We start from the raw sequence: 20875 nt of genomic DNA, 5'->3' as shown, positions 1-20875 counted from the left end.
GGTATTCTTTCCATGGAAAGAAGATTTACGTAAACGTTAAAAGTGGTATAAAAGATTTCACTATTTTTTCATTTATTTGCGCTATGATATAGAGCTATATAGAGTCTGAAAAAGAATGTGTGCGTTACAGTAAAGGAGTAAATAAACGTGGCTATTAATCTACAAAAAGGTCAAAAAATTGATTTAACAAAAGGAAGAGAAGGCCTATCTTCTATTACAGTTGGATTAGGATGGGATCCTGTAAAAAAACGCAGCTTTTTTGGTTTCGGAGGAAGCGGACCAAATATCGACTGTGATGCGTCTGTGCTTATGCTCAATTCAAACGATAAGCTTGTTGTAAGTAACTCAGCCGTTGTGTATTTTGGGAATCGTCATAGTAACTGTGGGAGCGTCAAGCATTCAGGCGATAATCTTACCGGAGCAGGTGAAGGGGACGATGAACAAATTTTTGTTAATTTAAAAAATGTTCCTGGAAACGTACATAAACTTGTGTTTGTAGTCAACATCTATCAGTGTGTTGAGCGAAACCAAGATTTCGGTATGATTAAAAATGCGTTTATTCGCGTTGTGGACAGTGCTAAAAACGAAGAGCTTGTACACTTTAATCTATCTGAAGACCATTCAGGAGCAACAGCTTTATTTGCAGGTGAAATTTATCGAGACGGAAAAGAGTGGAAGTTTTCAGCAACTGGAGATGCAACGAGAGATACTGGATTGGCTGAAATTGCAAATAAATATACAAAATAAACAACTTGAAAAGAGGGAAACGAAATGGCTATTAATCTTTCAAAAGGACAAAAAGTAGATTTAACAAAAACAAATCCAGGATTAACAAACGTAGTAGTAGGTCTTGGATGGGATGTAAATAAGTATGACGGTGGAAACGATTTTGATCTAGATTCATCTGTTTTTTTATTAAACGGCGCAGGAAAATGTGCTTCAGAATCTGATTTTATTTTTTACAATAATACGACGGGTGCAAACGGAGCGGTTGAGCATACCGGAGATAACCGTACAGGCGTAGGTGAAGGAGACGATGAGCAGGTTCAAGTAGATTTGAAAAATGTGCCTCAATCTATTGAACGTATTGCGTTTACCATTACGATCCATGAAGGGGAAGCACGCGGTCAAAACTTTGGCCAAGTAAGCAACGCCTACGTTCGTATTTTAAATGCAACAAATGACGAAGAGTTAATTCGTTATGATTTAGGTGAAGACTTCTCTATTGAAACAGCAGTCGTGGTAGGCGAGCTGTACCGACACGGCGGAGAATGGAAGTTTAATGCTATTGGCAGCGGCTATCAAGGCGGCTTAGCGGCACTTGTAAACGACTTTGGTTTAAACGCCTAATCATTAAAGTAAGAAAATGTACGGAGGATGTTTTTATGTCAATTTCTTTATCAAAAGGTCAGCGCATTGACCTAACCAAAACGAACCCAGGTTTAACAAAAGTAATAGTAGGTCTTGGGTGGGATACAAATAAATATGCTGGATCTCAAGATTTCGATTTAGATGCATGTGCATTTTTAGCCAATAAATCAAGCCAAGTTGTAAATGACGAGGAGTTTGTTTTTTACAACAATTTAAAAAGTCCAAACGGAGCTGTGGAGCATACCGGTGACAATCGTACAGGTGCAGGAGATGGAGACGATGAGCAAATAGCTGTTGATTTTTCTCTTCTTCCTGACCATGTTGAAAAAATCGGAATTAGCGTCACGATTCACGACGCGGATGCACGCGGACAAAACTTTGGACAAGTATCCAACGCGTTTGTTCGTCTCATTGACGCCGAAACAAATGAAGAAGTGCTTCGTTATGATTTAGGCGAAGATTTTTCAATCGAAACAGCTGTTGTGGTGTGTGAGCTATACAAGCACGGAAACGACTGGAAATTTAATGCCATTGGCAGCGGTTTTTCTGGCGGATTGGCCGATCTTTGCCGCAACTACGGACTATCCGTATAAAAAAGACGCGGGATAAATGAAAAAGAAAGGGTGCTTTAACGAGTACCCTTTCTTTTTAGCATGTATATGTCTGAAAAGAAAGGAGTTGTAAGGTGTGAGTAAATTAATTGATCCTCATATGATTAATCTTAACGAGCAGGATGGAACTTCTCTTTTTTCTAAAGATGTTTCTCTGCGAGGTGACTTTATACAAAATGAGCAGCAAACTACCTATAAACAAGTGGCAGGCAGATATTTAGGCACTCATCTTGATGAGGACGAGTACGCAGATTTTCTTTATGAACTTGCGCATTCATCACCATCAATTATTGTCTTGCAAGATAAGCTTGATAAGTCCATTTCTAATGATAGATTAAAAGAAGTACAAACGATCCTTAAAATTAATCAAGAAGAGCACGGCCTTTCTGTCAATCGGCTATTTGCTTTTTTAGAAGGAAAAAAGCTGATCGTGAAGTCAGAAAATCCCGCTATACATAGAAGAGTACGTGAAAAATTTATTGAAACGTTAACGCGTTTTAAAGAACAGCACGCAGAGGGCTTTATGGACGGGCATTTTCAACGCGTATTAATCGATTTAATAAAGTGGCAGTGGAATCATGTAAAACCTTGGATGGTCGATAAAGCATTTCCTGAGCACGCGCCTCGCATCATGTGGTATGGGGATGCGAATAAAAGCGAGCAGTATTTTCTCCATTATTTAATTTTACTAGGTTTTGACGTCCTTACCTTTCATCCAGAAGGAAAGGATAATTTAAAAGAAGTAGATAAGAATCAGCACTTAACAACGGTTTATACGTTTCCTTCTACTAGCTCTCTTGTACCTTTTCCAACGGATAAACCGGTTCGAAAAGGTACGGTAGCATTTCGAGCTTCTCAAGAAATTGAGCAAGTGCTTCATTCAGAGGAGTCCATGCTGTATAAACCTTGGCAATTTCGTTCGTATTTTCCAACTTCAGTCACTCTCAAAACGACGTATGATGAAATCTTTTTATTAATGAGAGAACGGGCCTTTATTCGTCCTAATTTTGAAGTGTCAAAGCCATATGTACACGTGCCGGTTCTGTTTTCAAAAGTGCTTGGCATCTCTAAAAACCGAAAAGAGTACTGGAGTAAAGTGCATGAGCTCATGCAAACGGAAAATGAGTTAGCTCTGACGATTGATTCTGTTCCTTTTGCCAAAAAGATAGAGGGGAATAATCATTTTCACTATCAAGGAGCTCTCGGAAGTGATGGGACGCTCAGTCCTGATAAAATGATTGAAAGCAACTGGTGGCGCTATAAAGAACTGCCTATCGGGCTTCAGCAAGGGCTAGCTGCAGCCATTTCTAGATACTGTGCACATCCAAAGCTTCTTCGGTTAGATCATGAAGATGCGTATCAGCATCAAATGTACTTGTTTAATCAGTCTTTGAAGCTTCCAAACAACGTGCTTCGCATGCTTCAAAAGTTTGATTATACGCAGCATGTACCCCGTCTCATTATTTATCATGGAAATGAACGAGAAGCGTTTACGCGTGAAGATGCAGCTTTACTGCTTCTATTAAATGAATTCGGCGTTGATATTGTTCTCTTTAATCCAACCGGTCAACTGGATATAGAAGCGTTCGTCGAAGAAAAGTATTTCGATATGCACTGGCTAGAAGATATTAGCTTTAATGAAGAATTCAAAGAGCCGTCGCTCATTCAAAAATGGTTAAAACGAATCTTTTAAAGAAAGAAGGGTTTTTAAATGGCAACAAATGAATTACAGCCTTTAGATGTAAACGAAGCCGAAGAAGTTTTAGAAACAAAGCCTAACGAAGTAAAAGCAAAACTGCGAGAAGAACCGGAAGTACGTCGCTTAGCAGAACAAATTGATTATAAAAATCAGCTGTCTCTGCTTGAATACGGGAAAGAAACAGCTAATGAAATTTCCTCGTTTTCTGGAAAAGTACTTAGTACAATTAAATCGTCTAGTATGGAAGAGTCCAGTCAATTATTAAAGCAGCTTGGAAAGATTATGGATAAATTTGATGCAAAGGATTTTGTTGAAGATAAAGGGTTTTTCTCTAAGCTTTTTAAACGCGGTCAAAAAATAGTGGATAAGCTGTTTCAAAAATATGAAACAATGGGCTCTGAAATTGATAAAGTATATGTAGAGATTACAAAATATGAAACGGAAATGAAGCATTCGACCACAACGCTTGAACAGCTTTACGAGCAAAACTATCAGTATTATATGGAGCTTGAAAAATACATTGTAGCGGGCGAAGTGAAAGTAGAAGAGTTAAAACAAGAGCTAAAGGTGCTTGAAGAAAGAGCGTCGAGTGGAAATCAGCTGGCGGCAATGGAGCTTCAAACTTTAAAAAACGCAGTTGAGCTAATGGAGCAGCGATTATATGACTTAGAAATGGCAAAACAAGTATCTTATCAATCCGCTCCTCAAATCCGTATGCTGCAGCGAGGAAATACAAAGCTGATCGGAAAAATCAATTCGGCGTTTATTACAACGATTCCTATTTTTAAAAATGGACTTATTAACGCAATCGCAGCAAAACGTCAAAATTTAGTAGCTGAGTCGATGAACGAATTAGACAAACGCACAAATGAGCTGCTCATTCGAAATGCAGAAAATATTTCACAGCAAAGCGTTAAAATCGCCAAAATGTCGGGTGCGCCCAGCGTAAAAGTAGAAACGATGGAACAAACGTGGAATATTATTATGAAAGGAATGCAGGAAACAAAAGCAATCGAAGAAGAAAATAAACGCCTTCGTGAAGAAGGACTTGTTCGCTTGGAGCAATTTCAAGAAAACTTCAAAGCGCTTGAACATAAGATGTAACGAAAAAGCGGGAATCTTTACGATTCCCGCTTTTTTTGCATATACGTTTGCTAGAAGTCTAAACCATAAGCGATTAGTGAAAAGCGTGAAAGGGTATCAGATATAAAAGAAGTATTATCCAAAATAAGATAGTTATTTCCAGAAATCGTTTGTGTACTTTTATAATTTAAGTTAAAAATGCAAAAAACTTAATTTTTTTAAGTTTTTTTGCTGGTTTTTAACTTTTCTTTGCGCTACAATTAGCTCATATCAAAGTAAAAAAGGAGGGTATTCGGGTGTATCAAGAACAGCGCATGAGTGCGATTATTGAATACCTTCACACACACCGCACAATTACATTAGACGAAATTTGCGATATGTTCACCGTTTCAAAAGATACGGCGAGACGCGATTTAGTCAAGCTTGAAGAACACGGTGAGGTTATGAGAGTCAAAGGCGGAGCGACGCTATCGTCAAGTCATATCATCGATTACAGTGAGCGAACGCCTACCAAAGCGAAAGAACAAATTGCTAAAGAAGCAGCTTTGTTAATGTCGGAGGGGTATGACGTGCTTTTAGATACGTCTTCTACCATCGCACTGATGGCGAAGTATATGGATGTAAAGCATGTAACCGTTATTACGAATTCCATCGATAATGTGGATTTGCTTGATCAATATACCCCGTGTGATACGTTTTTGCTGCCGGGCAAGTTTAACGGGAAAAACCGTAACGTCACCGGGCCAAGAACGATTTCTACGTTGCAGGAATACAAAGTAGATCAGCTGTTTTTAGGTACGTGCGGCGTTGGTGCAGATGGTATTACGTCTCCAAGTGAAGAAGAAGCGTTTTTAAAAAGACAGATGATTCAATGTGCAAGACAAGTGATTATGCTTGCGGATCATACGAAGTTTGAACGTGAATTTTTACATCGAGTTTGTGATATGAGCGACATTGATATCTTAATTACAAATAAAGACCCAGAAGCGGATGTAAAAGAAAAAATAGAACAAAATCAAGTGCGGATTATCGTCACAGATTTTGATAAAGGAGAGGAAACGAAATGAAGAAAATAAAGGTAGGATTAGTAGGATACGGATTTTCAGCAACGGTCTTTCACACGCCGCTTTTAAGCGTGTTAGACGAATTTCATATTTCAAAGGTAATGAGTTCAAATCCTGAAAAGGTGACGAGTGACTTAGAAGACGTTGAAGTAGTGAGTACTTTATCTGAACTTCTAGAAGATGACAGCATTGATTTAGTTATTATTACAACGCCTAGCGGCATGCACTATGAAATGGTGAAAGACGCACTACGTGCAGGCAAGCATGTAATTGTTGAAAAGCCGATGGTCGTATCAGAAAAAGAAGCAAATGAATTAATTCAATTAGCAAAAGAACAAGGTGTTCAACTAAGCGTCTATCATAACCGTAGATGGGATAATGATTATTTGACAGTGAAACAGCTGATTGAAGAAGGGAAATTAGGCGACGTTAAAATGTATGAAGCTCATTTTGATCGCTATCGTCCAGCTGTTCGAGACCGTTGGAGAGAGAATGAAGGACCTGGATCAGGAGCGCTTTATGATTTAGGATCTCATTTAATTGACCAGGCTTTACACCTTTTTGGAATGCCTGAATTTGTTCAAGCAGATGTATTTGGTCAGCGAGATCATGCACGTACGGATGATTACTTCCACGTAGTGCTTGGATACGGTTCTCTTCGCGTTATTTTACATTCAAGCGCTATTGTGCCAAGCAACGGGCCTCGCTTTCAAGTTCACGGAACAAAAGCAAGCTATATCAAATACGGAATTGACGGCCAGGAAGATATGCTAAGAGCCGGCAAGAAGCCTGTGGATGATACGTGGGGAGCCGACAGCCCTGAACACTACGGTAAGCTGACAACAGGGGAAGGAGAAACAACAGAAATTGAAACGCTGCACGGTTCTTATGTGACGTATTATCAAAAAATTGCCGACAGCCTGCTTCGAGGAGAAGAGCTTCCGGTTTCAGCAGAAGAAGCTCGTGACGTGGTTAAAGTCATTGAAGCGGCATTTGAAAGCAGCAAAGAAAAACAAGCGGTTTATTTTAACTAAGGAGCGAGAAACAGTGAGTAATCATTCGGCAGAGACGCTTCTTGAAAAAGTAGTTCAACAGGAAAAAGAACTGATCTTTCATCAATTTACAAATGACCAGGCTTTACAGATCGGAACGGCCATTATTAATGAAGCGAAAAGCAAAGGTAAGGCAGTAACCGTAAGTATTAAACGAAATGGTCAAACTCTCTTTCAACATGCGATGGAAGGGGCTATTCCCGATCATGAAGAATGGATTAAACGAAAATCAAACACCGTTCTTCGTCACCATCACAGCTCGTACTATATGAAGCTGTACTGCGAGTTAAAAGATCGTTCTTACGCGCAGTTTTACGCAGCGAATCCCCAGGAATTCGAAGCAGTAGGAGGGTCATTTCCAATTTCGGTTAAAAACGTCGGCGTAATTGGAACCATTACCGTATCAGGCATGTCGCAAGAAGAAGATCATGCACTTGTGGCAGATACGATTCGCAGCTTTATTTCGTAAAGAAAGAACTTAGGGTAGGAATAGTTTAAGGAAGATCCGAACGATGAATCGTTCGGATCTTTTTATTGGTTTGGTAAACGAAGGTTGCGCCTACTTAACTATGTCTCAAGCTCTATTTTTGCGGAGCCATTATCTGCTGAAGTGCTTAATGGCAGAATCATTTAAAGAAAAATCATTTAAAGAAAAATCTTCTTTGGTAAGCACCGTTTGATTCTGTGTTTCGCATTCTTTAGTAGGGTGCTCTTCTTTTTTAGAAACAGTAGAAACTTCTTCGTTATTTTCATACGTGTAGTTTGTTGACATTATGTTTCACCTCTTGTATCTAGTGTTTGAGGTACAGAAAATAAAATAAGAAGAAATATCAGGAATACCTTAAAAAGAAGGGTACTCTTTAAATTATTTGAACTCGTGCAAAAAATTGTCTACACTAAACACTGATACATAAATCAAGTGAGGAGAACGTGGACAGTTTATGAAGTTGATTTCGTGGAACGTAAATGGCATTCGCGCGTGTGTGCGAAAAGGTTTTTTAGATTATTTTCAAGAAGTGGATGCAGATGTATTTTGTATTCAAGAGACGAAGCTGCAGGAAGGCCAAATTGATTTGCAGCTAGAAGGGTATTATCAGTATTGGAATTACGCCGTGAAAAAAGGCTATTCCGGAACGGCTGTTTTTACAAAGCAAAAGCCTTTATCCGTTTCATACGGTGTAGATAAAGAATCGGAAGACGAAGGGCGTATTATCACGCTTGAGTTTGAACAATGCTATGTAGTAAATGTGTATACGCCAAATTCTAAAAGAGATTTAGCAAGGCTTGAAGAAAGGCTTCAATGGGAAGACGATCTGCTCGTGTACTTAAACAAATTAAATAGCCGTAAAGCGGTGATTTTGTGCGGAGACTTAAACGTAGCACACGCAGAAATTGACTTGCGTAATCCGAAGCCAAACCGAGGAAATTCTGGTTTTACCATAGAAGAGCGAGGAAAAATGACGACGCTTCTTGCTAGCGGATTTCTTGATACATTTCGTTATTTGTATCCGAATCAAGAAGAAGCCTATACGTGGTGGTCGTATATGAACAAAGTGAGAGAACGAAATATCGGGTGGCGCATTGATTATTTTATCGTATCGGAGAGAATCAAAGACGTTATTCAAGAAGCTACTATTCATCCGCATGTAATGGGAAGCGATCACTGTCCTGTGATGCTAGAATTAAATGTACCTCATCTATGATATCTTTCTATATAATAGAAGAAAAACGGAAAAAAGGTTGGTTCACGCGAACGGTTGCGGTATAGTAAACATATTGAAAAGTACAGAATGTTCTAGGAGATAAAGGGGGAGACAGAGGTGAAGCGAGACTCGCTGCAAACCATTGAACACGAAATTGCGCTGCTTGTTCGTCTAACAACGACGCACAGTCCTAAGCTTGGAAGCTTGGACCGTTCTGAGTATTTACTGTTAAGCGAGCTAGATCAGCGCAGTCCGCTCGGGATTAATGCATTAGCTGAAAATTTAAAGCTGAGCTTATCTACAGCTAGCCGGCAAGTATCTGCGCTTGAGACTAAACAGTTTGTTCGTCGCTTTCCGAGTCCAGAAAATGGGCGGATTAGTTTAATTGAAATGACGGATGCAGGGAAAGATATTTTGCAGCATGTACAAAGCAAGCGTAAACAGGCCTATGCTGAAGTGTTAGAAAATTGGTCGGAAGAAGAGGTTTTGGCACTGGAAAAAAGTTTATCACGCTTGAATCTTGATTTTAAAAGATGGCGCAGTAATGGATGTTAAAGCGAATACATATAGATGAACAAAAAGGCTATTGAAAAATAGTCTTTTTAAGTTGAAACAAAGAAGTTGATTTCTTCATTAAAAGATGTATAATATGTAGTGCTGCTATAACTTGCATGATACAACTTGTACAATAAAATATGTAAGGAATTGTTAGTCATATGAAAAGAATTTAATAAAAGGAGGAATAAATATGAGTCAGAATAATCCAGCAGTAGCCTCCGACAAACAAGGTTTAAGCGTACCTAAATACTTAATTATGGCGATTTTAACGCTATTTTCAATTGGCCCTCAGTATTTTTTGAATTTATCTTACACGGTCAATCAAGTATTGATTCAAAATCGATTTGATGCGAGTACACAAAGCTTACTATTGCCATCTATTATTTCTAACTTGGCATTTGGACTTGGGGTACCAATTGGTCCGATGCTTGCGAAAAAATATGGCGTACGTAAAGCATACTTAACGTTCGTTTTAGTCTTTTTAGCAGGTTCGATTATCAACGTTTTTTCTGAAAATGTGGCGTTTTTATCCCTTGGTCGTCTGATTCAAGGCTTAAGCTCAGGAATGCTGTTTTTAACCATTATTCCAGCTGCGCTGATTTCGTTTCCGAATAAAATCCGAAACTTCTTTTTAGTATTAGCGATCGGCGGACTGTTCGGTTCAACAGCAATTGGAGCCTTTTTAGGCGCTGTATCTCTTAGCATGGATAATTGGCGCTGGGTGTTTGTTTTAGGAATACTTGCTTCTCTTGTCTCTCTGTTTATCGGATATAAGGTATTGCCTGCTCATGATCCAACTCAGCAAGAAGACCGTCCAGTGGATAAGAAAAGTATCTTTATTCTTAGCCTTATTATGATTTTATTAGTGTATCCACTGTATGAACTAAGATACGAAGGATTCGCTTCTATTCAAGTGTGGCCGTTTTTACTAGCTGCAGCAGGGTTAGTTGTCATTTTTGTCTTAGTTGATTTAGCGGCTGAAAATCCGCTAGTACCATTAAAATCGCTGCTAGCCGTAAAACCAGTTGCGGGTACAATTATGGCCATTGGCGGTCATATGGCATACATCTTAGCAATCGCAGGTATTAATGGCGTCATGCAAAATGTGCAAAATGCATCGTACACCACGCTTTCTTATTTTTATTTATACTTTTTTGTTGGGGTACTGATTTCAGCATTTGCAACGACATTTTTGTATGACAAGTTTGGTCCAGGTTATCTTGGAGCGATTGGATCACTTCTCATTGTCATTGTAGGATTTAGCTGGGTAAACGTATCAGCCGATACATCACTAGTGAGCTTGTATGTTCACATTATGCTCTTTGGTATGGGTGTTAGTATGGCACTGGTATCCGGTGCGCTAGGAGCGGCACTAGCCGGAGATTTACATCAAGCTTCGATGCGTTCCATTTCACTGCACTCCATTCGAAATTTATTAGGGGCGATTGTAGCACCTGTGATTGGATGGTTTGTTGTTCGACAAAACGCGATTTATTATGAAGATTTCCGAGGTCAAATTAGCTCAGTAGATCCTCAGGTGAAGGTGCAGCTGTCTGAAATGATCAAACGTTATATGGGTATGGGAATGAGTCAAGCGGATGCAAAAACATCGGCTGTGACGGCTGTTGTAGCAGGCGCTAAAAAAGCATCGATTTTACATGCGTATCACAACTTATTTTTCATGCTTGGTATTTTAGGCGTAATTATGCTCATTGCTTCACTAAGTAAAGCATGGAGCGGTGAAAATAGAATTCTTGTTCAAAAAGAAGAGGGTCAAGAAGAAGCTGAGCCGCAAGAAGAAAGAAAAATGCTGCCGGCACCTCAAACAGAAGAAACATCTGTATAATATACTAACTATAGAAAGAAGGAATTCCGATGAGTAAAAGTCGTTTATTGGTTACTAACATTGTTGGAATCATTGTGATTTTATTACTAGTAGGCTTTGGTGGATATTATTTCTACGAAAAAGCAAATTACGTTAAAACAGATGAAGCGCAGGTAGAAGCACCGCTTTCACAAGTCATCGCTTCAGCTAACGGTCAGTTAAGCGAATGGAATGTAAAAGAAGGAGATAGCGTTTCTCAAGGTGATTCTGTTGGAAGCTTAAAAGAAGGCGAAAAATCAACAGACGTAACGTCTATGATTGACGGAACAATTATTAAAAACAACGTATCTCAAAATCAATTAGTAAAAGCTGGCGATGTGTTAGCACAAACAGCTGATTTATCTAAAATCTATATCAATGCAAACATTAAAGAAACAGACTTAGGTGACTTAGAAGAAGGAGACAGCGTCGACATTACAGTGGATGGAGATTCAGGTAAAGTCTTTAAAGGCCATGTTGAAGCAATCGGCCGCGCAACAAACTCAGTGTCTTCTATGCTTCCTGCTCAAAATACAGGAAACTACACAAAAGTAACGCAAAAAGTACCGGTGAAAATTTCAATTGATGACGCATCAGATAAAGTTCTTCCAGGTATGAATGCGGAAGTGAAAATTTCAATTTAATAACGGAAAAAAAGCTGCTTCCTCCAAGGGAGCGGCTTTTTTTATGCCTAAACAAATAAAATAAAAAATGTGCTAAAAAGGGGATGTATACAAAGGAAATGTGTGGTAAGATACTTCTTGTTTGAAATTGGATATCGGTAAAGAAGGTGATGGGATGACCGCGGTCGAAACAAAAAAAGGGCCAAAAGAAAAGCTGAATTTGTTTTTCTTAACGTGGCCGATCTTTTTAGAAGTGTTTCTTTTTATGTTAATGGGGATTGCTGATACCTTTATGCTAAGTGCGCTGTCGGATGATGCCGTATCAGGAGTCGGAGCAGCCAATCAATACCTTCACATTGCGATTTTGGTGTTAGAGGTCATTGGTAACGGAGCGGCAATTGTTGTGTCTCAGTATTTAGGATCAAAACGGTATATGGAAGCGTCAAAGATTTCTGCTTTGGCCGTTACGTTAAATTTAGGAGTCGGGCTAGTCATTAGCGCGGGTTTTCTTTTGTTTTCAAGACATATGATGGAAGCGATGAACTTACAAGGTGACGTGCTGATGTATGCACAAAGCTATTTATCCATCGTTGGAGGAGCTATTTTTCTTCAAGCCATTATTAACTCTCTTGCAGCGATTATTCGCGTACATGGCTTTACGAAGCAGGCAATGTTTGTTTCACTTGGAATGAACATTTTTCATATTGCAGGAAACTATGCTTTAATCTTCGGGAAGTTCGGCTTTCCGGAAATGGGCGTACAAGGAGCAGCAATTTCATCTGCGTTCAGCCGATTCGTTGCCCTTATTGTGTTCTTTTGGCTGCTGTATCAAGTGATGGAATATAGAGTGAAATTTCAATACTACATTACGCTTTCAAAAGAATATATCGGTAAAATTTTAAAAATTGGTATTCCGTCGGCTTTTGAACAAGTGATGTATCAAGGCTGTCAAATTGTCTTTTTATACTATGCAACCTACCTAGGAGCAGAATCACTTGCTGCGAGACAGTACGCGATGAATATTTCAATGTTCATTTACTTATTTGCCATTGCAATTGGAATGGGTACAGCGATTATTGTCGGCCGTTTAGTAGGCGGAAACGAAAAAGATGAAGCGTACCATCGCGTATGGAAAAGCGTCAAATGGGCCAGTGCCGTAACGATGATGATGGTTGTTCTTGTGATGACATTCAGAACACAGCTGATCAGCGTGTTTACAGACAATCCGCATATCATTGAGCTTGGGGCGACGGTGCTGCTTCTGAGCATTGTGCTTGAAACGGGAAGAACGATGAACATTGTGCTGATTAACTCGCTGCGGGCAGCAGGAGATGCCAAATATCCGGTGTTAATTGGTGCGATGTCGATGGTCATGATGAGCTTGCCGCTCGGTTATTTCTTCGTTTTCCATTTAGACATGGGGCTCGCTGGCATTTGGCTTGCCATCGCAGCCGATGAATGGACGCGCGCGGTTATTATGTTTTTCCGCTGGAAAAGCCGAGCATGGGAAAACTACGGACTTATACAGCACGAACAAACAGCTGAAGAACCAACGCCGGTTCAAGTATAAAACAAAACCTCTGCAGGATGTGCAGAGGTTTTTTGCTGTGTAAAAAAACGAAGTGAAGTTGGTCTTTTTACGCAAAAAGCTTTAATTTGTGGGAAAAAACGGGTATGGGTACAAAGGAATGGTTTTATTCTACTTATTGTTTGTTTTAGATAACGGTATATGGTTGGATAACGTATTTAGACATGAGTCTTTTTTCTCTTATTTTTCATTTTTATCTCAATTCATGAAACTAGAAGCATAAAAAAGAGAGTTTTTTCCTATTTAGCTATAATGAGACAAATTTTATACTTATAATTATTGGATTAAACTCGAAATGTGCGGAACAGGAGGAACGATATGGGGTTAGGAAGCGTATTAGACGGACTGCTGGGTGAAGTATCTGGAAGAGTCTCAGATGTAGAAGGGAAAATTTCTAAGCTAAGAACGGCTAAAAGTAAAATTGAGCATGAACAAGCTGTTTCATTAAAAGAAATCGAACACATCAAAAAGCCTGAGCTGGGAGACAAATGGACGGGTACGTTATCGGATGATTTTGACGAAAAACGTACGGCAGCCTACGACAACATAAAAGGCATTTTAGACAGTGATTACGATGGATACATTCGTGAAATTGAAACAAAGATATGGGCGCTAGAAGCTGAAAAAGGAGCTTTGAGTGGCTTGAACGCCGTTATTGGAGAAGCGGATTCTTTATTAGCTAAAGGTGAAGAAGCCTATGACGCAGTAGAAAACAAGATTAGTGAAATTAGAAGGGGGCTGTTTTCATGACAATTAAGCTTGATCACGCTGACGTTATCAAAAAGCTTGAAGCAGTCAGCTCAGCGATTGGGAATTTATCCATTAGCAAAATGCCTGACCTTGGAAAAAACAGTCTTGATACTACAGAGAAATGGGAAGCGCGCGAAGAAGAAATTCAAACGCTTATTTCTACTTATATAAAAGCACTAAACAAAAACGTAAAAGATACAAAATCTAATGTAGACTTACTAAAAGAACAAGACGAATCTATTATCCATTCGTAGCAGCAAAGGGGGATGACTGTGGGAAAGGTATACGATGCAAAAGCGCTGTTTGATGTAGCAAAAGACAGGGAAAAAGCCTACGATGAGTTACTAAGCCAGCTGGGTGAACTGAAAAAAGCGCTGCAGGGCGTAGCGGACTTAGATGGCAGCTTAGAAGGAAAAGGCGCTGACAATATAAAATCTTTTTATAAGCAGCACGCCGATACGGCCGGACAGTGGGAAAACTTAATTAAAATGCAGCAAAGCTATTTTTCAACGCTTCACGTTAAAGCTGAAAAAGCAAAGCTATCAGGAAGCACGATTGTAACTGAATCATTTTTAGAAACAGAGCTAAAAAACGCCAATAGCAATGCTAAAGAAATGGTTGCGCAGCAGCACGACGATCTGCAGAGTATTTTAAACGGTATTGACGATATCGTCTCTATTTCAGCGTTTTCAACGAGTGAGTTTAACGATAAAATAGAAGAAGCAGAGAAAAAACGCACCGATACAATTGAAGCAGTGAACCAGCTTGACGCTGAATGGTCAAAAGAATACAGCGAAATGGACGACTTCTATGCGGTAGTGGATACGCTAGTAAGCGGCTTAGAGCTTGCTACGAGTCAAGGAGGAAGTGTCTATCAGCTTGCCTTTGACGAAAAAGCCTATCACGACAGCGAGCTGTATAAAGTTCAAACAAAGCTAAACGACTATGCCACTTCATATGTTGATTACAACAAGCAGCAAGAAGAAGTATACGAGCTGGAAAAAAAGCAAGAAGAAGAAGCAAACAAGCCGTGGTATGAAAAAACGTGGGACGCGGTTTCTACCTTTACAGGAGAGGTCAGCGGATATTATGATTATAAACGAGCAGCAGAAGGCGTGGACCCTGTTACGGGTGAAAAACTTTCCACCTCACAGCGCGTCGCAGCGGGAGCCATGGCAGCAGCCGGCTTCATTCCGGTTGTCGGCTGGGTAGGACGAGCCGCAAAAGGCGGAAAAGCCATCTACAAAACGGCTAAAGGCCTAAGCGCAGCGGATCACGCCCTAGACGCCTACAAATCCGCCAAATCCTTCAAAGTCCTGGAGCAAACCGAAAAAGGCCTCTACGGTCTTGTGGCTGCAAACGGCTTAGGAGAATACATGACCGGACGCGATATGTTCGGGAATAAAATCAGTGAAGAGCAGCGTAAAGCAAGTCTTCTGCAAGCATTAGGAATTGCTGGAGCTGGGGCGCTTTCTACGAAGGCAGCGGGGAAAATGGGACAAAGCCTTGCGACCAAAGGAACCGAAAAGCTCAACAACATGCGCAACACGCTTCGCACAAGCGCCGTTGCCAACGTCACAAAGCAAGCCTACCAAAGCGTCAAAAATGCACCGGCCTCTTGGACTCAGTCGCTACATAAAACGTATAACAACATCCTAGACAGCCAGATGCCAAGACTCATGCCAGATCTTGTGCCGGCAGGTCCAGCGCTTGCCCAGCAGACGGTGAGGGAGACCTTGCAGAATGTAAAGAAACAGACGATGCAGATGGCGCAAGCTCTCTATAACCCAACGGCCAAACGATACCAAGATCCAGAGACAGGACAATTTGTGGCTAACCCGAATGTGGAGAGAGTGGAGAAACCGGTTGTTAAAGAAGTTGAGAAGGTTCAAGAAGTTACTAAGGGTACGGGTGAAGTTTCGAAGAAGAGTGCAACTAGAACCTTTAACAGCACTTATGAAGAAAGACTTGCACAAACACCAGTAAATAATGGAAAATGGACTGGAGAACGTGGTGAATCTACATTTATTCATGAGAATGAGAAAGTCAATGAAATCCTAAGTCAAGTTGATAAGAAAGGCATTGATTACTCAGATGCTGTCCCTGATTTTTCTCCTGTCTCGAAAGGAAGAGTTGAGATAGAAGGCATGTCTATTGATAGAGATATTAATTTTAAAAAAGCTGATGAACGGTTAGCTGAAAAATGTGGGGTAACCCCTAAGGAAGTAAGGAAATGGCGTAAGCAAAATAAATATACTTGGCACGAGGATAATGATTTGAAGACTATGGACCTAGTGCCTTCTGTAATAAATAGTAAGTTTGGTCATTTAGGTGGAGTTTCCGAGGCAGGTAAAGCCGAAAAAAAACTATAATAGAGGGTGGAATCAATGGAGACAATTAAACATGAAACGTTTGGAGAATTAGCCTACAACTATGGTTGGAAGAGGAATAATAACATTACTTTGTTTGGACATGAAAAGACTGTAATATTAAATATTGAAGCAGAAGATGATGCAGAATTTGAAGATGCACAGGTCAATGCTTATCATAAATTTTTTAATGACAAAGAACGTCTTTTGAACTTGGCTGAGGATGCTATATTGAACTATTATTTAGAAGTTTACGAAGATTACAGACAGCGACTCGGTGAGAAATTCGCTGATAAGATGGCTCCTGTCATATCCACAAAGGACGAGATAGCTACTATTGTTGAACCTAAGCAACTGATATTTCCTATGGTCTTTGATGAAGATGTAAGACAAGTTGGTTTGTTACTTGAATGCACGTGGGAACCTGAGCATGGTCTTGCGGTAAAATTTGAGGATGAAGAAATAGTCGAGGTTGGTTTTCAAGATATTGTTTTATAATTTGGGGACTACCCAGTGCCGAATGGACCCAACGGTTTTTATGAGATAAAACTAATAAATAAGGTAGTGGTTAAAGAGTTCATTAATTATTTAAAGGATAGTAATACTTCGCTAAAAAAAGATGATATTATGAACTTTTTAAAAGGGTTACAGTAGAATTTAAAGCACTTGATTGTCTACTTTAGGCAACAAGTGCTTTTTGTTTTTTGTGAGAAATTTATGCTTTGGACTACATAAAAAATGCTAATGAAAATCAATAGCTTATGATGGTTGTACCATCAAGGCATTATGTTTTAATACTTGGTTTGTGAAAATAATATAATAATTAGGCGATAAACAATGGATAAAGTAAAAGGATGTTCGAACTCTGCTTTGGCTTAATAAATTATGAGTTGTATTTTTACTAGATACGGCCGTATAATACTCGCTATTCGTTAAAAAAGCGTTACATAAATTTTAATTTCGTAATGGGGGGCTGAAAAATTAAACGTTGTTGGGTATACACAATTCTCAACTTAAGGACAGGTAAGTTGAAATATCAAAAAGACGAAATCAAAGTATACTGTAAGGAAAAAGGCTTGAACTTGATACATATTGTTAGAGATGAAGGGATAGAAGAGATGGCTAAAGATATGGCGCCTGAACAACTAAAAAACACGTATTTAAATGTAAAGCTTACACACTAGGGAGGAGTAGGAATTGAATATATACAATGATTTTCGGCAAATTGGAACAGTAGAAGAAGAAACAATCAATAAATATAAAGAGTATCTTCCAAAAGAATTGATTGAAGCGTGGAAAACATATGGATATGGAACTCTTCTGAATGGTTATTTAAAAGTAATTAACCCTGATGATTTTAGGGAGTTGATAACTGACACATATTTAAGAAATGAAGGGACCATTCCAATTTTTGCTACATCCATGGGTGATATTATATTATTTGAGATGGATGAAAATAATGAGTCTTATGTAGTGATGGTTAACTATCGTAAGGCTAAAACGAAAGTGCTAGCTTCAAAATATTCTTTATTTATTAGATTTTTAGAGGAAGAACCATTTAGACAGAGATCATTAGAATGGTCACCTTATACTGAAGCAGTAGACCACTATGAGTTGCCAGCTTATGATGAGTGTTTTGGTTATACTCCATTATTAGGGCTTGGTGGAGCAGAAAAAGTAGAGAATCTAAAAAAAGTCAAATTGAAGGAACATATTCTTATTATTACTGAATTCATGGGACCAGTTCAGTAATGTTCAAAGCTATATTACAAAATGAACTATAAGCACTTGACTGCCTTTTAGGCAACAAGTGTTTTTTTGTGAACAATTTTTTGTTTTTAAATTATCCGATGTGAATGTGAAAAACATCAGAAAGTTAAAGAGAAATGAGGTTGAATTTTGAAAAAAATATTTCAAAAAAACAGGTGTTGATGTTAAAAACATTTATACTGAGAGTAATATGCAAACAAAGAAATTTATAGTTAAAAACATTATTAATGGTAAGCATGGCCTTACAGCATTTTATTATTGTTAAAGAAGTAAAAGTAGTATGAAAGAATTTAAAGATTTATTCAGTGAATTGAAGGCTGATATTATATCTAGTATGGAAGGAGGATATAAATGAAACCTAATTATTTTACGATTGCAATGTATCCTACAGTATCTATTAATCAGGAAGAGATACTAGGTCGTCTTTTGGATGTGTTTGAGTCAAATGAAAAATTTGCTCCTACCCATTGGGGTAACTCTGAAACAGTAAAGGTAGAATATAATCGTCGGGAAATTCTAGAAAAAGTGATTTCAGAGCGTAGAGTATCTGAAGTTCATCTGTATCGTGATAAATCTGTGCACTATAGAGGACGCTTTGAAGTTAACTTGAACTATGGTTCATTTCTGAAATTTGAATTTCAAAAATCTATTCCTCAAAAATTTTGGTCAGATTTTTTTGTGCTATCTGATCAAATCGCAGAAGTTGCAAAACCTTGTTTTGGAGTAGCTCAAATTTGTTGGCCAGTACCTAATCCTTGGAATACTGAACGTGAACGCTTACAAAAATGGATGAATATTTCATCTCTACCTATACCGGTTAGATTTCTTCCTAACGGTCCTTTGGGGGTAGGAGCTAGAACATATTTTAGTGGTCAGGTTTTGGAAATGTTTGATAAAGAATTCTTACTAAATACTCCCGCTGTCGTATCGGAATTAGAATGGGGCGGAGTTTGTATGGATCTTTTACAAAATCCATTAGAAGCTGATAGTGATACATGGCTAGATCGTTGGTTACATGTAATGAAACACTTAGAACCAGCTCAAGTAATAGCTGTGCTAAGTTTTCATGAAAGTCGAATGTTTGTCACGTATTCGCCCAATGTTGCTTGGAAGAAGTATCTAGAAAATTAAAGGAAAGGAATTTGTAATTATGGATGAGAAAAGTAATGATCGAATAAGGATTATGGAAATAGTAAATAGATCTCAATATAATGATGAGGTTATAGATCAGGTAGATATGAATGATTTAGACCTTAGTTTTTCAGACCTGTCAGAAGTAATGGCAAGGCGTATTATGGCAAAACGTGTTGTGTTGAGAGCCTCTTCACTAATGAGAGCAGCGTTTCATGACTGCGATTTTGAGTTAGCTGATTTCAGAAGTTGTAATTTAGAGGAAATTAACATGGCAGACTGTATGTTTGGCGAAGCGGATTTTTCTAAAGCAAATATGAAATATGCAAAGATAAATATAAGTAGTTGCTTTGAAACTCGTTTTGATGAAGTTGATTTTTCACATGGAGAATTAGTTGGAACAATTTTAAATCATGCTACATTTCGCCATGCAAATTTGTCAGGAATTGATGCGGAACAGGCCGACTGTACGGGAACGGATTTCAGCGGTGCCAATCTGACAAATAGTAAATTTGAAAAAGCGCATTTGGAAAATGTAAATTTATCAGCGGTAGATGCTAGAAATGCTAATTTCACAGAAGCGGATTTTACCGGTGCTAAACTCGACAATGCAGTTTGGACAGGAGCAAATGTAGAAGGAGCTAAGTTTGACGAAAATGTGAAAGAACAAGTGTTGAAAATGATATAGAAGTTGATTTTAAATTGTATGTAAAATTGGCACCTACGTTTTAATGTATGATTTGTCACAGCATGTAAAGGGTGTCACACTCTCACTATAGAACTTGAAACTAAAAGAAAGAATCTCTAGGGATGATATGGGTTGCAAAGTTATAGACCGAGATAATTTATAGAGGGAGGTTAATATTTATTTATGAATATAGAGATTAAAAATAATAGTAAGCCTGCAAATTTGCAAGAGATTCAATCATTTGAAGAAGAGTGGAATATTGAATTGCCCGATGATTATAAAGAGTTTTTACTTAAAACCAATGGCGGCAACCCTACTATACGAAGGTTTCAAACCTTAGACAAAAAAATCACGTCGTCTTTAACATCCATACTTCCATTTACTAAAGAAGTGCATAAAAATGTACAGAATGTATTTTTAGCTTTTCATAGTAACCATATAATACCTGATAATCTTCTAATTATTGGCGAAGATCCAATTGATAACAAAATTTGCTTGTCATTATCAGGAGAAAATGCTGGAGCGGTTTATTATTGGAGCTTAGACATGGAAGACATCTACGAAGAAGAATATGAACCTTCTAACACGCACTTTAGCCTTATTTCTTATAGCTTTGAAGATTTTATAAAAAGCCTCAAAGACAAATAACCCTAGAGGGCTGCTAAACTTATTTGTTTGTTAATTTTATTGGGAAACTTATAAAACCTACGTTCGTAAATAGGTATAAATTCTTTTATTCCTGAATTAATAAGATTAATTTGGCAATAAAAAATTTGCAAGAGTAAGTGGGAGCACCGATTGTATTTTCTAGGCAATCGGTGCTTTTATTAAACGCATTTGCGCATTTCATCATTTGTTTTCTATTTTATAAAAGTTAAGGCTTATAAAATAGAATAGCGTCAAAATAGCTTATTCCAATCGCTAGTCATTGCAAGTATCTAAATAAATAAG

At 38.5% G+C, this 20875-nt stretch carries 23 protein-coding genes; 22 read left to right on the top strand and 1 reads right to left on the bottom strand.

From position 1 onward, the window contains the following. The first annotated feature begins 147 nt into the window (after window positions 1–147). The 8 genes from ACO1DI_RS12120 (at window position 148) to ACO1DI_RS12085 (ending at window position 7349) form a co-directional block, all read left to right on the top strand. Window positions 148–747, top strand: coding sequence for a TerD family protein (locus ACO1DI_RS12120; protein WP_423145288.1), 600 nt, complete (start codon window positions 148–150; stop codon window positions 745–747). Between the two features lie 24 nt (window positions 748–771). Further along, window positions 772–1350, top strand: a complete 579-nt coding sequence (locus tag ACO1DI_RS12115; RefSeq protein ID WP_025751616.1) for a TerD family protein — start codon at window positions 772–774, stop codon at window positions 1348–1350. A 35-nt stretch (window positions 1351–1385) separates the two neighbouring features. Further along, entirely contained in the window at window positions 1386–1964 is a 579-nt protein-coding gene (locus ACO1DI_RS12110; RefSeq protein ID WP_013057395.1) for a TerD family protein, read from the top strand. Window positions 1965–2058: 94 nt separating this feature from the next. Further along, entirely contained in the window at window positions 2059–3675 is a 1617-nt protein-coding gene (locus ACO1DI_RS12105; RefSeq protein WP_423145287.1) for a YceG family protein, read from the top strand. 18 nt (window positions 3676–3693) lie between these two features. Next, window positions 3694–4785, top strand: a complete 1092-nt coding sequence (locus ACO1DI_RS12100; RefSeq protein ID WP_140450978.1) for a toxic anion resistance protein — start codon at window positions 3694–3696, stop codon at window positions 4783–4785. A 275-nt stretch (window positions 4786–5060) separates the two neighbouring features. Beyond that, the gene (locus tag ACO1DI_RS12095) at window positions 5061–5831 is read left to right on the top strand and encodes a DeoR/GlpR family DNA-binding transcription regulator (RefSeq protein WP_423145286.1); all 771 of its coding nucleotides are present in this window, start codon (window positions 5061–5063) and stop codon (window positions 5829–5831) included. Further along, complete coding sequence (locus tag ACO1DI_RS12090) at window positions 5828–6862, top strand: oxidoreductase (RefSeq protein ID WP_423145285.1); 1035 nt, start codon at window positions 5828–5830, stop codon at window positions 6860–6862. The genes ACO1DI_RS12095 and ACO1DI_RS12090 overlap by 4 nt, the downstream gene beginning before the upstream one ends. A 13-nt stretch (window positions 6863–6875) precedes the next feature. Continuing rightward, window positions 6876–7349: a heme-degrading domain-containing protein gene (locus ACO1DI_RS12085; RefSeq protein ID WP_098999556.1), complete on the top strand. Its 474-nt coding sequence runs from the start codon at window positions 6876–6878 to the stop codon at window positions 7347–7349. A gap of 129 nt (window positions 7350–7478) precedes the next feature. Here the strand turns inward: ACO1DI_RS12085 and ACO1DI_RS12080 are convergent, their stop codons facing one another. After that, the gene (locus tag ACO1DI_RS12080) at window positions 7479–7652 is read right to left on the bottom strand and encodes a hypothetical protein (protein WP_243556665.1); all 174 of its coding nucleotides are present in this window, start codon (window positions 7650–7652) and stop codon (window positions 7479–7481) included. 169 nt (window positions 7653–7821) lie between these two features. Here ACO1DI_RS12080 and ACO1DI_RS12075 point away from each other — a divergent pair, with 169 nt between their 5' ends. The 14 genes from ACO1DI_RS12075 (at window position 7822) to ACO1DI_RS12010 (ending at window position 20572) form a co-directional block, all read left to right on the top strand. Further along, window positions 7822–8583: an exodeoxyribonuclease III gene (locus tag ACO1DI_RS12075; RefSeq protein ID WP_098999557.1), complete on the top strand. Its 762-nt coding sequence runs from the start codon at window positions 7822–7824 to the stop codon at window positions 8581–8583. A 117-nt stretch (window positions 8584–8700) separates the two neighbouring features. Further along, on the top strand, window positions 8701–9138 hold the full coding sequence (locus ACO1DI_RS12070) for a MarR family winged helix-turn-helix transcriptional regulator (protein ID WP_014459764.1): 438 nt from the start codon (window positions 8701–8703) through the stop codon (window positions 9136–9138). A 193-nt stretch (window positions 9139–9331) separates the two neighbouring features. Continuing rightward, window positions 9332–10987 carry an MFS transporter gene (locus ACO1DI_RS12065; RefSeq protein ID WP_226555427.1) on the top strand — a complete coding sequence of 552 codons (1656 nt, stop codon included), beginning with the start codon at window positions 9332–9334 and terminating at the stop codon, window positions 10985–10987. A 29-nt stretch (window positions 10988–11016) separates the two neighbouring features. After that, window positions 11017–11649, top strand: a complete 633-nt coding sequence (locus tag ACO1DI_RS12060; protein WP_014459766.1) for an HlyD family secretion protein — start codon at window positions 11017–11019, stop codon at window positions 11647–11649. Window positions 11650–11803: 154 nt separating this feature from the next. Continuing rightward, window positions 11804–13198: an MATE family efflux transporter gene (locus ACO1DI_RS12055; RefSeq protein ID WP_014459767.1), complete on the top strand. Its 1395-nt coding sequence runs from the start codon at window positions 11804–11806 to the stop codon at window positions 13196–13198. 336 nt (window positions 13199–13534) lie between these two features. Next, entirely contained in the window at window positions 13535–13966 is a 432-nt protein-coding gene (locus ACO1DI_RS12050) for a YwqH-like family protein (RefSeq protein ID WP_243556670.1), read from the top strand. Then, window positions 13963–14220: a YwqI/YxiC family protein gene (locus tag ACO1DI_RS12045; protein ID WP_243556672.1), complete on the top strand. Its 258-nt coding sequence runs from the start codon at window positions 13963–13965 to the stop codon at window positions 14218–14220. Before ACO1DI_RS12050 ends, ACO1DI_RS12045 begins: the two co-directional genes overlap by 4 nt. A gap of 18 nt (window positions 14221–14238) precedes the next feature. After that, window positions 14239–16338, top strand: a complete 2100-nt coding sequence (locus ACO1DI_RS12040; RefSeq protein WP_423145284.1) for a T7SS effector LXG polymorphic toxin — start codon at window positions 14239–14241, stop codon at window positions 16336–16338. Between the two features lie 15 nt (window positions 16339–16353). Continuing rightward, complete coding sequence (locus tag ACO1DI_RS12035; protein ID WP_099331075.1) at window positions 16354–16833, top strand: DUF6985 domain-containing protein; 480 nt, start codon at window positions 16354–16356, stop codon at window positions 16831–16833. A gap of 530 nt (window positions 16834–17363) precedes the next feature. Continuing rightward, window positions 17364–17519, top strand: a complete 156-nt coding sequence (locus ACO1DI_RS12030; protein WP_209005096.1) for a hypothetical protein — start codon at window positions 17364–17366, stop codon at window positions 17517–17519. A gap of 13 nt (window positions 17520–17532) precedes the next feature. Further along, entirely contained in the window at window positions 17533–18087 is a 555-nt protein-coding gene (locus ACO1DI_RS12025; RefSeq protein WP_099000626.1) for a T6SS immunity protein Tdi1 domain-containing protein, read from the top strand. A 369-nt stretch (window positions 18088–18456) separates the two neighbouring features. After that, window positions 18457–19236: a hypothetical protein gene (locus ACO1DI_RS12020; RefSeq protein ID WP_423145283.1), complete on the top strand. Its 780-nt coding sequence runs from the start codon at window positions 18457–18459 to the stop codon at window positions 19234–19236. A gap of 19 nt (window positions 19237–19255) precedes the next feature. Then, a complete protein-coding gene (locus tag ACO1DI_RS12015; protein WP_339997707.1) occupies window positions 19256–19924 on the top strand; it encodes a pentapeptide repeat-containing protein in 669 nt (222 codons plus the stop codon). 183 nt (window positions 19925–20107) lie between these two features. After that, entirely contained in the window at window positions 20108–20572 is a 465-nt protein-coding gene (locus tag ACO1DI_RS12010) for an SMI1/KNR4 family protein (protein WP_208733416.1), read from the top strand. Window positions 20573–20875 lie beyond the last annotated feature (303 nt).

Source organism: Priestia sp. 40 (genome assembly GCF_049368575.1).
Classification (GTDB): Bacteria; Bacillota; Bacilli; order Bacillales; family Bacillaceae_H; genus Priestia; species Priestia zanthoxyli.
Note: the sequence above shows the minus strand (reverse complement) of the source record. Positions and strands in the feature narration are given on the sequence as shown.

Bases quoted from the DNA above. Each gene is read 5' to 3' on its own strand.
- ACO1DI_RS12045 (WP_243556672.1), top strand. From the start codon at position 13,963: ATGACAATTAAGCTTGATCACGCTGACGTTATCAAAAAGCTTGAAGCA.
- ACO1DI_RS12015 (WP_339997707.1), top strand. From the start codon at position 19,256: ATGGATGAGAAAAGTAATGATCGAATAAGGATTATGGAAATAGTAAAT.
- ACO1DI_RS12090 (WP_423145285.1), top strand. From the start codon at position 5,828: ATGAAGAAAATAAAGGTAGGATTAGTAGGATACGGATTTTCAGCAACG.
- ACO1DI_RS12080 (WP_243556665.1), bottom strand. From the start codon at position 7,652: ATGTCAACAAACTACACGTATGAAAATAACGAAGAAGTTTCTACTGTT.
- ACO1DI_RS12110 (WP_013057395.1), top strand. From the start codon at position 1,386: ATGTCAATTTCTTTATCAAAAGGTCAGCGCATTGACCTAACCAAAACG.
- ACO1DI_RS12020 (WP_423145283.1), top strand. From the start codon at position 18,457: ATGAAACCTAATTATTTTACGATTGCAATGTATCCTACAGTATCTATT.
- ACO1DI_RS12035 (WP_099331075.1), top strand. From the start codon at position 16,354: ATGGAGACAATTAAACATGAAACGTTTGGAGAATTAGCCTACAACTAT.
- ACO1DI_RS12050 (WP_243556670.1), top strand. From the start codon at position 13,535: ATGGGGTTAGGAAGCGTATTAGACGGACTGCTGGGTGAAGTATCTGGA.
- ACO1DI_RS12060 (WP_014459766.1), top strand. From the start codon at position 11,017: ATGAGTAAAAGTCGTTTATTGGTTACTAACATTGTTGGAATCATTGTG.
- ACO1DI_RS12055 (WP_014459767.1), top strand. From the start codon at position 11,804: ATGACCGCGGTCGAAACAAAAAAAGGGCCAAAAGAAAAGCTGAATTTG.
- ACO1DI_RS12010 (WP_208733416.1), top strand. From the start codon at position 20,108: ATGAATATAGAGATTAAAAATAATAGTAAGCCTGCAAATTTGCAAGAG.
- ACO1DI_RS12100 (WP_140450978.1), top strand. From the start codon at position 3,694: ATGGCAACAAATGAATTACAGCCTTTAGATGTAAACGAAGCCGAAGAA.
- ACO1DI_RS12075 (WP_098999557.1), top strand. From the start codon at position 7,822: ATGAAGTTGATTTCGTGGAACGTAAATGGCATTCGCGCGTGTGTGCGA.
- ACO1DI_RS12115 (WP_025751616.1), top strand. From the start codon at position 772: ATGGCTATTAATCTTTCAAAAGGACAAAAAGTAGATTTAACAAAAACA.
- ACO1DI_RS12065 (WP_226555427.1), top strand. From the start codon at position 9,332: ATGAGTCAGAATAATCCAGCAGTAGCCTCCGACAAACAAGGTTTAAGC.